This window comes from Streptomyces sp. NBC_00984 (genome assembly GCF_045162475.1).
Lineage (GTDB): Bacteria > Actinomycetota > Actinomycetes > Streptomycetales > Streptomycetaceae > Streptomyces.
The window spans coordinates 743352-756063 of record NZ_CP108734.1; the positions used below are offsets into that span (position 1 = coordinate 743352).

Genomic DNA, 12712 nt, shown 5'->3' on the forward strand with positions numbered 1-12712 from the left:
TTCGGTGGTTCGGGCGACGCGTTGCCACACGGCCGGTGGGCGTCGCGTGGCGGCCGGTCAGGAAGGGTCGGTGTGCGGTGCGACGGTCCGGCGGGCGAGCACCCAGTAGACGAGCCCCGAGACGACCGCGCCGAGCAGGGTCAGGTCGGCGCCGCCCAACGGTGCGACCAACGGGCCGGTCCACAGCTCGGAATCGCAGGTGAGGGCGGCGAAGACCATGCCGGCGAGCAGCGCGGTCATGCCGGCGGGGTGGTAGCCGGACCGGTACCAGTAGGCACCGTCGGGTCCGGCGTGCAGGGCCGGGGCGTCGTAGCGGCAGCGGCGCATCAGCATGTCCGCGAGGAACACGCCGCCCCAGGGCGCGAACACGATGATGAGCAGGGAGAGGAACGACAGCAGCGAGCTGGTGAAGTCGGAGAGGAAGAGCGCGCACAGGGAGCCGGCCGCGGTGACGGCCGCGCTGATGATGATGGCCTTGGAGCGGCTCCAGGGGACGCCGAGCACCTGGAGGTTCAGGCTCGACGAGTAGAGCGTGACGATCGAGTTGGTGACCGAGCCACCGAGCACGAGGGCGAGGAAGAGCGGCTGGAACCAGCCCGGCAGCAGCTTCTCCGTGCCCGCCACGGCGTCGGTCATGTCCGTCTGCGTGGCGGCGGCCACCCCGGCCACGCCCAGAGCGACCGAGGAGACGAAGCCGCCGAGGGCTCCGTACCAGGTGAGCGACCGCATCGAGGTCGTCTTCGGAAGGTAGCGCGTGTAGTCGGCGGGCATCGGAACGTACGAGAACGGCCCGGCCAGCATCACCACGAAGGCCAGGCTCCACCCGGAGGCGCCGGGGTGGACCGCCGCCCCGCCCGTGTCGGCGCCCGGCAGCAGGAACATGAGGAGGGCGGCGAACCCGACGGCGAGGACGTACGCGATCCAGCGCTCGGCGAACTGGACGGTGGCGTGGCCCCAGAGGGCGACGACGAAGGTCAGCGCGAGGGTGATCAGCAGGGCGAGGGCTCGCCCGGTGCGGCCGGACGCCCAGCCCAGATCGGCGAAGAACGCTTCGAGTGCGAGCGTGCCGACGACCGTGTTGAGGATCGTGTAGCCGATGCTGACCACCCAGTTGAGCATGCCGGCGGGCCAGTTGCCGCGTACGCCGAAGGGGGCCCGGGAGATCACCAGGGTGGCGGTGCCGGTACGCACACCGCTCAGTCCGGCGGCGCTGATGGCGAGGAACGCGAGTCCGCCGAGGACGACGACACCGGTCGCCTGCCAGAAGGACAGCCCGAAGGCGACGGCCAGGGCGCCGTTGATGACGTAGGTGAAGGTCAGGTTGGAGCCGAACCAGAGCCAGAACAGGTCCTTCGCGCTGCCGTGGCGGTCCTCGTCGGGAATCGGGTCGATGCCGTGTGTCTCGACCTGGAAGACCTGGTCGGTGGCCGTGGCCCCGCCGGGCGCCCTCGCGGTCGTCTCCTGCTGCGTCATGCGGCCTGCCCCTCATCCGTGCGCGCTCCGGGAGCCCGGAACAGTACTTTGAATGCCGTTCTAGAAGTTAGAACGGCATTCAAGATGCGTTTCCGGGGGCCCGTCAAGACCTCTGCCGAAATCGGCGGCTAAGGTCGTCACCGGGTTCATCGCAGTGGAGGGGTGGAGGGGTGGCGTGGCAGCGACGGCGCGACGGCGTGACGGGCACCTGGCCCGGGAACGCATGCTGGAGGAGGCGATGGCGGCCATCGCCGAGGACGGACTGGCCGCACTCACCATGTCGGCACTCGCCAAGCGCCTCGGCACCAGCGGCGGCCACATCCTCTACTACTTCGGCAGCAAGGACCGGCTGCTCCTGGAGGTGCTGGGCTGGAGCGAGAGCGCGCTCGCCGAGGAACGCCGGGCGCTGCTGACCGGCCGGGCCGGTGCCGAACGCAAGCTCGGCCAGTTCCTTGAGCTGTACCTTCCCCGCGGGCCACGCGATCCGCGCTGGACGCTGTGGATCGAGCTGTGGGCGCGCACGGCGTCCAACGAGCCGCTGCGACAGGCCCAGGCCGAGATCGACCGCGGCTGGCAGGAGGACCTCGAAGCACTCCTCGCCAAGGGCGTACGGCAGGGCCGCTTCGCCGCGGGCCTCGACACGGCGGAACGCGCTTCCGAACTCCTCGCCCTGCTCGACGGGTTGAGTACGCGCGTCGTCCTCGGTCAGCGGGGAGCGGACCGGGCGAGTGCACTGCGCATGGCGCTGTCGGCGACCGAGCGGCTGGTGGAACGGGGCTGAGCGCTCCGACGCCCCGCAGGTCGGCTCCCCCCTGGGACCCTGGGATACGGTGGGTCGGCAACACGGCGTGGAGGGGACCACATTGACGCGGGTTGCGATAGTCGGCGGCGGGATGGGCGGCCTGGCCGCAGCGCTGTTCCTGGGGCGTCGGGGCCATCAGGTGACCCTGTTCGAGCGGGACGGCCACCGGCCGGGCCACGATCTCGACAGGGACTTCTTCGACTGGCACCGCCCCGGTGTGCCGCACGCGGTCCAGCCGCACGGACTCCTGGCTCCGGTCCGGACCGTGCTGCGTGCGGAGGCTCCGGACGTGTACCGCGAGATGCTGCGCATGGGGGCCCGCGAACACAACGAATTCGCCTGGTTCACCGAGCGTCCGCCCGCCCGCGCGGGAGACGAGGATCTGGTGACGATCCGGACCCGGCGCATCGTGCTGGAGGCCGCTCTGCACGATGCGGTGCACCGCGAGCCGGGCGTCGATGTGCGACTCGGGGAGCCTGTCGATGGCCTCCTCGTCGACCGGCACGGCAGCATTCCGCGGGTCACGGGAGTGCGGTCCGCATCGCGGACTCACCGTGCGGAGCTGGTGCTCGACGCCGGCGGGCGCCGGTCCCCGGTGCCCCGGTGGCTCACCGAGGCGGGCTGCCGGGAAGCGGTCGTGGAGAACCACCGCGTCCCGATCGCCTACTTCTGCCGCTGGTACCGGCTGCGACCCGATGGACCGCGCGACCCCGGACGCGTCAGACCCGGCTCGTTCTCGGCCTTCGCGGTCGGCGGGGTGTTCCCGTCGGACAACGGTATCTTCGCGGCGTCCTTGACGGTCTCCACCGCCGATCCCACCCGCGCGGCCCTGCGGGACCCCGTGGTGTTCGAGCGGGCCGCCCGGACCTTTCCCGCCATCGCGGCCTGGCTGGACCTGGAGCCCGAGCCGGTCTCCGGAGTGCTCGCGATGGGCGGCCTGCACAATCGCTGGACCGCACTGGCCGACGCCGACGGGCCCGTGGTCACCGGCCTCGTGGGCATCGGGGACTCACTCGTGTACACCAATCCCACGATGGGGCAGGGAGTCGCCATGGCCCTGCGGGCGGGGCAGTGGGTGGCCCACCATGCGGGCACCGCCCCGGACCCGGCGTCGTTCACCGCCGAATACCACCGATGGGCCGCGCGAGCCCTGCGCCCGTGGTTCGACGTCCAGGTCGCCGCGGACCAGGCCAGTGCGGCTCAACTCGGCGATCCCGCAAGGGCGTCGAGCGAACCTCCCACCGCGGCCGGCCGCGAGAGGGCCGCCCTCGCCGCCTGCGCCTTCGACGACCCGCTGGTCATGCGCGCACGAGCGAAGGTCCGCCACCTCGTCCTGACCGCCGATCAGGCATACGGCACCGAAGAGGTACGCGCCCGTCTGGCGCACTGGCTGGGCGAACACCCGGACTTCACGCCCGCGTTCGACGGCCCCGCACGTGCGGAGTGGGAGTCGGCCATGGGGCATCCGGACCACGCCACCTGAACGTCCGGAGCGACCCGAACATCCGGAGCGACCGGAATGACCAGAAGGCGCCCCTGACCGGTAACGAATGACGTCCGGCGACTAATCGAATACCTTTCGCACCATTTTTGCACTGTTCCCACCCGTACGGGTGGTGTATCACTGGGTGTGGCCATATTGTCGATTCAGGAACGACGGCTGGAAGAAAGGCGCCACGACCGACGGCTGCTCCGGGCGGCGTGGGCTCGACATAAGGCAGCCGAGGAGCCGAAATGCAAAAACGCAACCTCAGGACAGCGGTCATGCTGTGCGCCGCCACAGCGCTCGCAGCGGCGATTCCCGTACCGGCATCCGCTTCCGCAGCCACTTCCGCAGCCACCTCCGCAGCAGCAGCCGCATCCGCGTCCCCGGAGTCCCGCCGATCGGCTCACGTGGTGGCTGTCGACTGCTTCTCGGGGGCGCGGGTGCGCCCCGGCGACTTCCTGCTCGCCTGCGGGGACGGCAACAACCGCCTCATCGATATCCACTGGTCCCACTGGGGACCGGCATCCGCCGTGGGCACGGCACTTGACGCGGTGAACGACTGTCAGCCCTATTGCGCGGCCGGCAAGTTCCACTCCTACCCCGTCATCGTGCGCCTCGACCGCCCGGAGGCCTGGAAGACCCATCCGGAACTGCGGCAATTCACCCGGCTCCACCTCGTCTACACCGACGGCAGGCCGGCGCACACGGAGCGGGTCGTGACACACGAGCTCTGGGACTGACCGTCCCGGGCCCGGCCGCGACGGGGCACCGGCCGCGAGGTGATGTGCGTGAACGTTCGCGAATGCACATGGAACGTCGATGGTGGGTGGCGGCCGGGCTATGTGGCCGCGGCACTGGTGTTCGCCATCGGAATGGCCGGGACCACCCTGCCCACCCCGTTGTACGGGCTCTACCAGGAAAAGATCGGCTTCTCCGAGCTGATGGTGACCGTCGTCTTCGCCGTATATGCCGTCGCGGTCATCACGGTGTTGCTGGTGGCGGGAAACTACTCCGACGAGGTCGGCCGAAGACCTGTGCTCCTGTGCGCCATGGCGCTGTCGGCGGCGAGCGCGGGGTGTTTCCTGCTGGAAAGCGGCCTGCCGCTGCTCTTCACGGGACGGCTGCTGTCCGGCTGCGCGGCCGGGCTGCTGAGCGGCGCGGCGACGGCGGCCGTCATCGAACTGGCGGGTCCTGGGCACAAGGCACGTGCGGGATTCGCCGCCACCGCGGCGAACATGGGTGGTCTGGGCTGCGGGCCGCTGCTCTCCGGGATCCTCGCGCAGTACACGCCCTGGCCACTGACCCTTCCGTTCTGGGTCCACCTGGGACTGGTGGTGCCGGCCTGCGGGATCACCTGGCTCCTGCCGGAGACCGTTGCCGCGCCGAAGCGCCGCCCGCCCCTGAAGCCGCAGGGACTGTCCGTTCCACCCGAGGTGAAGGATGTCTTCCTGCCCGCCTCGCTGGCGGCCTTCGCCGGCTTCGCTCTTCTCGGCCTGTTCACCGCGGTCGCACCGAGCTTCGCCTCGAAGACGCTGGGTGTGCACAATCTGGCTGTCGCGGGGGCCGTGGTCTTCTCCGTCTTCCTCGCCTCGACCGTCGGGCAGTCCCTGACCCAACGGATCGGCGCACGCCGCGCGCTCCCGGTCGGCTGCGGCATCCTCGTCGTCGGCCTGCTGCTGGTGGCGTCATCGCTGATCGCCGAATCCCTGATCCTGCTCGTCCTGGGCGCCCTGTGCGGCGGCACCGGCCAGGGACTGGCCTTCCGTGCCGCGCTCGCCCTGATCAGCGGCGCGGCCCCGGCGCAGCACCGCGGCGGCACCATCTCGGCGTTCTTCGTCGTCGCCTACGCCGGGATCTCCGTGCCGGTGGTCGGGGTCGGCGCCATGGCCACCTGGCTCGGACTGCGTCAGGCCGGGCTGATCTTCACGGGCTGCGTGATGCTGCTGGCGGCGGGCGCGGGCACGTACGCCGCGCGCAGGCTGCCTCGGAACCCGGATCTGCAACCGGGCCCGTCGCCCACAACGTCCTCCCGGTTCTAGGCACTTGGTCGGAACGGGCGCCGACAGTCCGTCCTTGTATAAGGTGCCGTTCGATATCGGCGTTCTGCGTGGGAGACGTAAGTGATGAGTGGTCAGCAGCCAGACCCGGGAAGGGCCTCTCAGGTCTTCCAACCGCTCGATGGAGACGACCCGACCACCATCGCCGGATACCGGCTCGCCGCCAAGCTCGGCGCGGGCGGTATGGGCAAGGTGTACCTGTCGTACACACCCGGCGGGCGGCCCGTGGCCATCAAGGTGATCCGGCCCGAGTTCGGCGAGGACGCCGAATTCCGCCGCCGGTTCGCCCAGGAGGTGCAGTCCGCGCAACGCGTGCAGGGTTTGTTCACCGCACCGGTCATCGACGCCGCCACCGACGCCGCGCAGCCGTGGCTGGCGACCGCGTACGTGCCGGGCCCCTCGCTCGCCGACGCGGTCGTCGCGCATGGGGCGCTGCCCGTCGAGACGGTGGTGCTGCTGATCGCCGGCATGGCCGAGGCACTGCACGTCATCCACGGCGCGGGCATCGTCCACCGTGACCTGAAGCCGTCCAATGTGCTGCTCGCCGCCGACGGTCCCCGCGTCATCGATTTCGGTATCGCCCACGCCGCCGACGCGACCTCGCTCACCGGCAGCGGCGTCACCATCGGCACCCCCTCGTTCATGGCACCGGAACAGGCCGCCGGCCGCAAGGTGACCCCGGCCACCGATGTCTTCGCGCTCGGCCAGGTGGCGGCGTACGCGGCGACGGGGGCCCCGGCATTCGGCGAGGGGACCTCGCACGGCGTTCTCTACCGGATCGTCCATGAGGAGCCCGACCTCACCGGCGTCCCGGAGCGGCTGATGGAACTGGTCGCCCGTTGCCTCGCCAAGGACCCCGCGGCCAGGCCGTCGATCGCCGAGGTCATCGCGCTCTGCCAGTCCGCGAACGCGGAGACGGTGCTGCGCCGCCCCGAGGACTGGCTGCCGGCCCCGGTCACCGCCGACATCACGGTGCGCGCGGCGGCCCCGGCGCCCGTCCAGACCCCGCCGCCGCCGGCCTCCGCGCCGCCCGTGGCCTACTCGCCGACCACGCCGGTGGCCCCGAACACCCCGCCACAGGGCTACGGTCCGCCCGTGGCGTACCAGCCCACTCAGCCGGCTCAGCCCTCTCAAGTCCCGCCCCAGCCCCACTACCAGACGCCCAATCCGGCCCAGGCCCAGGCCCAGGCTCACGCCCATGCCTACGCCCCGACCCAGATGCCCACGCAGGCGCAGACGTACCCCGGTCACCCCGTGCCTCAGGCTCCCCGGCCTCCGGAGAGCTCCGGCAAGCGGCGTGCGGTCATCGCGATCGCCGCCGCGCTGGTCTTCGGTGTCGTGGGCGGCGGCACGCTGTATTTCCTGCTCAAGGACAGGGGCGAGCAGACGAAGGCGGACAGCTCCTCGCAGGGCAGTCGGACGAGCGACGGAGCCAAGGAGGGGAACAAGGGCGGAAACGAGGAGACCGGCTCCAAGCCGAGTACCGAGCCCGAGCCGAAGCCCGTCGAGTACAAGGGCATCGATCTGACGGCCGGCTACCACCTGACGCTCGGGGACGACGACGTGCGGCCCCAGCAGGGCGAGGACGGTGGGTACGAACTCTCCTACGACACCGGTGGATATCTCGACGCGGAGACCACGGGCGGAAGCCTGGTGCTGCTCGATCCCGGGCAGGAGGGATCCCTCGAGGCCTGCCGCGCGGACACCCGGTTCACCGAGACGATCTACCTGAACACGATCTCGAAGGGGCGGCAGATCTGTGTCACGACGGGGACGGGGCACATGGGCCTCGTGACGGTCCAGGGGCTCTCGGGCGAGGAATCGCCCAGTCAGTACATGACTCTGGACCTCACCGTCTGGCGCAACGCGGCCGGCTCCGGCTCCGGCGGCTGAGCCCTCCCGGTGGCAGCTCCGGCCGGCTCTGGTCAGCATGGACACATGTCGCTCGATCAGGGAGACCTCATGTCCATCGCGGTACTCGGCGCGACCGGTGGTCAGGGTGGCGCGGTGGCCGCCGCCCTGCTGGAGGCGGGACGTGGTGTGCGGGCCGTGGTGCGCGATCCCGGCAGCGGGCGGGCCCGTGCGTTGGCCGCGGCCGGGGCGGAGGTCGTGCCGGGGGATCTGTCCGACGCGGCCTCGCTCGCCGATGCGTTCCGGGGCGCGACGGCCGCGTTCGCCGTCACCACCCCGTTCCAGGACGGACTCGACGCCGAGGTCGCCCAGGGCGCGGCGATCGTACGGGCGGCCGCGGACGCCGCACTGCCGCATCTGGTGATGGCCTCCGTCGCCAGTGCGGACCAGGACACCGGTGTCCCGCACTTCGAGACCAAGGCCAGGACCGAGGAACTGCTCGCCGCCTCGGGACTGCCGGCGACGGTGGTGGCACCGGCCTACTTCTACGACAATGCCCTGGGCTCCGTGGACGAGGTGGCGGCCGGCCTCCTCACCATGCCGGTCCCCGGCGACACTCCCCTGCAGCAGGTGGCACGGCAGGATCTGGGCCGTGTCGTGGCCGCGGTCGTCGCCGATCCGGACCGCTGGATCGGGCAGCGGATCGAGGTGGCGGGCGACGATCCCACACCGGTCCGGATGGCTGCGGAGATCGGGCGGGCCGCAGGCGGCACGGTCGCGTTCCGTCAGTCGTCGCTGGAGGACCTGCGCACCACCAACCCCGATATGTTTGCCATGTACAGCTTCCTCGCGAACACCGGTTACCGGGTGGACATGGCTGCGCTGCGGACACAGTTCCCCACCGTCCCCTGGACCTCCTACACCGCGTGGGCGGACGCCCAGGACTGGCCGAAGCCCCCCGCGTGACTCCCGCACCGCGTACGAGCGCTCCTACCAGGTGACGACGATCCGCCGCGGGCTGCGGGAGGTGGTGCCCAGGTGCCATTCGACGGTGTCGGCGGGCTGTGCCAGGCGCAGGCCGGGAAAGCGGGCTGCGAGCCGGTGCAGGGCGAGCTGGAGCTCCAGCCGGGCCAGCCAGGCGCCCAGGCAGTAGTGCGCGCCCGCGCCGAACGCCAGGGTCGGCGCTTCCAAGGGCGCGAAGAGGTCGTCGAGCTGCCGGGGTGCGAACACATCGGGATCGCGGTTGGCCATGCCGCAGTCGGCGAGAACCACCGAACCTGCCGGAATCGCCACGCCGCCGACCTCCGTGTCGGTGGCGGTGTAGCGCGCGGTCCCCCGGTCGTCGCCGAGCGGAATCAGGTGCAGCAGACGCTCCGCCAGTGTCCCGGCGGCCTGTTCGTCCGCCCCGAGCCGGGGCCAGACCTCCGGCCGTTCACCGAGCAGATAGAGCAGCGAATTGCCGAGCATCGTCATGGTGCTGTCGTGACCGCCCACGACCAACCCGCATACGAGATCGACGAGTTGTCCTTCCGGGACACCGCCCTCCGCATCGGCCGCGGCGACCAGCACGCTGGTCAGGTCCTCGCCCGGCGCGCTGCGTCGCTCGGCCAGCAGCTCCGCTCCGAAGGCGGCGAACTCCGCCAGCGCGGACGCCATTTCCTCCTCGGGGTGGGAGCCGTCGGAGAAGGCGTACTGGCTCCAGTGGCGCAGCCGTTCCCGCGCCTCGGTGTCGAGACCCATCAGTCTGCTGATCACCGCGACCGGGAGCGGGAGGGTGAAGCCGGCCACCAGGTCCATCGGGTGTGCGCTGTCCGTGAGTTCGTCCAGGCACTGTTCGACGATCGTCGCGATCCAGGGCCGCCAGCGGGCGACGGCCCGCGGCGTGAAGGCTCGCCGCATGGTGCGGCGCAGGCGCAGATGGTCCTCGCCGTCCTGGTTGAAGATCAGGTCGGCGCTGCTCACCAGGCCGGATTCGCCGGACAGGGACGGGGAGTCCGGCGTATGGAGCTGTGCGCGCCCGAATCGGCTGTCGTTCAGGACCTTGCGGACATCGGCGTAGCGGCTCACCAGCCAGGCCCGAGTCCCATCGGGTAGCTCAACGGGCCGGGGCGGTCCGGGCGGATCGAACGCCAGACGGTGCAGCGGGGGCGTGGAGGGGCCGGGGCGGACGTGGGCGTCGGCGGGGCAGGACACGGGGCCTCCTGGGTACGGCGAACGGCTGGACGGGGACGGGCGGGAAGCGGTGTTGCGTGGCCGGCGTCAGAGCTCGACCAGTACCTTGCCCCGACCGGCTCCGGTGCCCTGGTAGAGACTCCGGTAGGCGTCGGGGATGTTCTCGAAGCCGTGGTGGAGGGTGTGTCCGCAGCGCACCTCGCCCCGCCGGATCAGGCCGCCGAGCTCGTCGTGGAGCGCGCGCCAGTTCTCCTCGGTGAACCATTCCAGCGAGAAGATGCCCCGCACGTGCGCGCGCGGGAACATGATGTACGGCAGCAGCCTCGGTCCCGTGACGTCGCGGCCCACCTGGGTGGCCCACTGCCAGCACACTGCCACCTGGCTGTCGATGTTGAGCATGGAGAACACCGCGTCGGTGACGGTGCCGCCCAGATTGTCGAAGTACTTGTCGACGCCGTCCGGCGCGGCCCACAGGAGAGCGTCCCGTACGGCCTCGCGGTTGTCTCCGTGGCGATAGACGACGACCGCGTCGAATCCCAGCTCGTCGAGGTAGTCCGCCTTCGCCGTCGTCGACGTGGTGCCCACGACCCGGGCGCCCGCGCGCTTGGCCAGCTGGCCGACCAGCGAGCCGACGGAGCCGGAGGCGCCGCTGACCACGACGGTGTCCCCCGGGCGGACCGACATGAACTTGGTCAGGGTGCCCCAGGCGGTCATGCCGGGGCCGCCCATGGCGCTGAGCGCGGTGGGAAGTGGCAGCGCGTCGTCGTACCAGCCGGGGTCCAGGCGGCGGAAGGCCGGGAAGACCATCGGGAACGTCCCGGTCTGCCAGGGGGTGGGCGCGCCGTTGCTCACGAGATGGGTGCGCCAGCCGCCGAACCCCTGCACCAGATCACCGGGGCGGTGGGCCGCCTGCGGACCCGCTTCCAGCACTTCCATGATCGAGTCGGCCCCCATGTGCGCACCGAGCGGGGTGTCCAGCGCGATGCCCTGGAGATAGGGGTCCACCGATACGTAGCGCGTCCTCAGGAGCATCTCGTCCGGGGCCAGCTCGGTGTCGATGTCCTCCTCGACCTGTCCGTAGACCCTTTCGACGTCGGGGACGCCCTCGATGTGCTCGCGCACCACCCATTTCCTGGCCCTCATCCCGTTCCCTTCCTCTCTGCGAAGGCTGGGCGGCCCTCCGCGACGGACCGTGACACCGGCCGGGGCGACACTTCGATGACCCGATGGGTCGGTGGCGGACCGCTCTCGTCCATGGACGCGGTGAATGCGCGGCCGTCGTCACGGCAGACGAACTGCACGACGTGCCGGCCGGCCGCCGCCGCGCGGATCAGGCCACCCGTGGTGGCCCAGACGCCGGACTGGTAGAAGTTGCGCAGTCCGGGCAGGCCGGGGCCGTGCTTCTTGATGAGCTTCTCCAGCGTTTCCCCGCTCTCCACGAAGGGCTGCCAGCCGAGCACCGTGCCGTCGTAGTTGCCCGTGTAGCGGACCTGGGTGAGCGGGCTGGACACATCGCGTACGGCGATGGCGTCGGCGATGCCGGGGTGCTGCCGTTCCAGGAACGCGACGAGTGTCTCGCGGGCCCGGCGCTTGGCCGCGTAGTAGCCGCGTCCGTGACGTACCGGAAGCGTGTGGAGTTCCTGCCCGCCGCGGGTCCGGGTCGCCTGTTCGGGGCCCTCGTCCAGGGCGCGCCAGGGTGCGATGTCGCAGAAGTAGGTGACGTACGCGACGCTCGTCCCGGGCGGGGACAGCTCGGGGTAGTGCCTGTTACGGAACTGGACGTTGATGCTGGGATGCCGTATGCCGGTCAGTCCGGCCGCTTCCGTCTCGTCGAGCAGGTAGGTGGTGCAGGGGTCGGCGTCGGGGAATTCGCGGCGCAGGCCGAGGAAGAGCGTGAAGTATCCGGGGAACACCATGCCGGGCTGTTCGATGGTCCGGGTGTAGAGCCGTCGGTACGCCTCGTTGAGGTAGCGGCCCTTCAGCAGGTCCATCATCGTGGTACGTCCGTCGCAGGCCGACACGATGATGTCGGCGCGCAGTTCACGCCCGTCGCTGAGTCGCACGCCGACCGCGCGGTCGTCCTCGACCACGATCTCCTCGACCTTGGCGTTGTACGTCACTTCGCCGCCGAGCCTGCGGTAGCGCCGCTCGATCGACTCGGCCAGTCCGAGCGATCCTCCTTCGGGGACGCCCGCGGAGAGGTTGGCGTGCGAGGCGAGCTGGAAGTGGAACGGCAGTACGGGGAAGGCCGGATGCTTTTCGTACAGGATGAAGTTGAACGCCTCGCGCAGCAGGGGGTCCTTGAACCTCGCCGAGTAGTCGGTCATGAGTACGCCGATGGATTTGCGCACGACGTTGAAGTACGGGATGAAGGAGGCCAGCATGCGCCAGCGCTCCATCACCGGCATCAGTCCTACCGGTCTGAGGAACGGATAGACGGCGAGGCATTCACGGAAGGCGCGCAGTTGCTTGCAGAAGTCCCTGATCAGGGCGGAGTCGGCGGGTGAGAGCTCCGTGAGGTGGGCCTGGAGCCGGTCGGGGTCGGAGTAGAAGTACACCGCCCGGCCGCACGTGCCGCGTACGACGTTGAACACATCGAAGTGCCGGACCTCCTTGCCCTGCAACGCGCCGAGCTCCAGCCAGATCCGGTGCATCTCGTTGCCGGGGCCGCTGCCCAGGAGCCAGCTGACGCAGGGGTCCAGCCTGAAGTCACCGCGGTCCCAGGCCGTGCAGCAGCCGCCGGGCAGTTCGTGCATCTCCAGGACATGGGTCCGGTAGCCGTTCATCCGGGCGTAGCAGCCGGTGGAGAGACCGCCCAGCCCAGCGCCGATAATGATCATCGACTGTCGTTCGGAAGGCGGCATGAATCTG

The 12712-nt window shown here is 70.5% G+C and carries 10 protein-coding genes; 6 read left to right on the forward strand and 4 right to left on the reverse strand.

What is annotated here, in order from left to right; translation table 11 throughout:
- Window positions 1–57 precede the first annotated feature (57 nt).
- Window positions 58–1473 (reverse strand): purine-cytosine permease family protein, encoded by a 1416-nt coding sequence (locus OG520_RS03120; RefSeq protein WP_406012079.1) that lies wholly within the window; start codon window positions 1471–1473, stop codon window positions 58–60.
- Between the two features lie 175 nt (window positions 1474–1648).
- Between OG520_RS03120 and OG520_RS03125 the strand changes: the two genes are divergently transcribed.
- The 6 genes from OG520_RS03125 (at window position 1649) to OG520_RS03150 (ending at window position 8635) form a co-directional block, all read left to right on the forward strand.
- Complete coding sequence (locus OG520_RS03125) at window positions 1649–2254, forward strand: TetR/AcrR family transcriptional regulator (RefSeq protein WP_399330027.1); 606 nt, start codon at window positions 1649–1651, stop codon at window positions 2252–2254.
- An 82-nt stretch (window positions 2255–2336) separates the two neighbouring features.
- A complete protein-coding gene (locus OG520_RS03130) occupies window positions 2337–3758 on the forward strand; it encodes an NAD(P)/FAD-dependent oxidoreductase (protein ID WP_406012080.1) in 1422 nt (473 codons plus the stop codon).
- Window positions 3759–4171: 413 nt separating this feature from the next.
- Window positions 4172–4501: a hypothetical protein gene (locus OG520_RS03135; RefSeq protein WP_406012081.1), complete on the forward strand. Its 330-nt coding sequence runs from the start codon at window positions 4172–4174 to the stop codon at window positions 4499–4501.
- A 48-nt stretch (window positions 4502–4549) separates the two neighbouring features.
- Window positions 4550–5800 (forward strand): MFS transporter, encoded by a 1251-nt coding sequence (locus OG520_RS03140; protein WP_406012082.1) that lies wholly within the window; start codon window positions 4550–4552, stop codon window positions 5798–5800.
- An 84-nt stretch (window positions 5801–5884) separates the two neighbouring features.
- On the forward strand, window positions 5885–7711 hold the full coding sequence (locus OG520_RS03145) for a protein kinase domain-containing protein (protein WP_406012083.1): 1827 nt from the start codon (window positions 5885–5887) through the stop codon (window positions 7709–7711).
- A gap of 45 nt (window positions 7712–7756) precedes the next feature.
- Entirely contained in the window at window positions 7757–8635 is an 879-nt protein-coding gene (locus OG520_RS03150) for an NmrA family NAD(P)-binding protein (RefSeq protein ID WP_399330022.1), read from the forward strand.
- A 24-nt stretch (window positions 8636–8659) separates the two neighbouring features.
- Here OG520_RS03150 and OG520_RS03155 read toward each other — a convergent pair whose 3' ends face one another.
- The 3 genes from OG520_RS03155 to OG520_RS03165 form a co-directional block, all read right to left on the reverse strand.
- A complete protein-coding gene (locus OG520_RS03155) occupies window positions 8660–9862 on the reverse strand; it encodes a cytochrome P450 (RefSeq protein ID WP_406012084.1) in 1203 nt (400 codons plus the stop codon).
- A gap of 66 nt (window positions 9863–9928) precedes the next feature.
- On the reverse strand, window positions 9929–10984 hold the full coding sequence (locus OG520_RS03160; protein ID WP_399330020.1) for an MDR family NADP-dependent oxidoreductase: 1056 nt from the start codon (window positions 10982–10984) through the stop codon (window positions 9929–9931).
- Complete coding sequence (locus OG520_RS03165; RefSeq protein WP_406012085.1) at window positions 10981–12705, reverse strand: phytoene desaturase family protein; 1725 nt, start codon at window positions 12703–12705, stop codon at window positions 10981–10983. Before OG520_RS03165 ends, OG520_RS03160 begins: the two co-directional genes overlap by 4 nt.
- Window positions 12706–12712: the final 7 nt, after the last annotated feature.

Coding starts and splice junctions, on each gene's coding strand:
- OG520_RS03145 (WP_406012083.1), top strand. CDS start 5,885: ATGAGTGGTCAGCAGCCAGACCCGGGAAGGGCCTCTCAGGTCTTCCAA.
- OG520_RS03160 (WP_399330020.1), bottom strand. CDS start 10,984: ATGAGGGCCAGGAAATGGGTGGTGCGCGAGCACATCGAGGGCGTCCCC.
- OG520_RS03120 (WP_406012079.1), bottom strand. CDS start 1,473: ATGACGCAGCAGGAGACGACCGCGAGGGCGCCCGGCGGGGCCACGGCC.
- OG520_RS03165 (WP_406012085.1), bottom strand. CDS start 12,705: ATGCCGCCTTCCGAACGACAGTCGATGATCATTATCGGCGCTGGGCTG.
- OG520_RS03150 (WP_399330022.1), top strand. CDS start 7,757: ATGTCGCTCGATCAGGGAGACCTCATGTCCATCGCGGTACTCGGCGCG.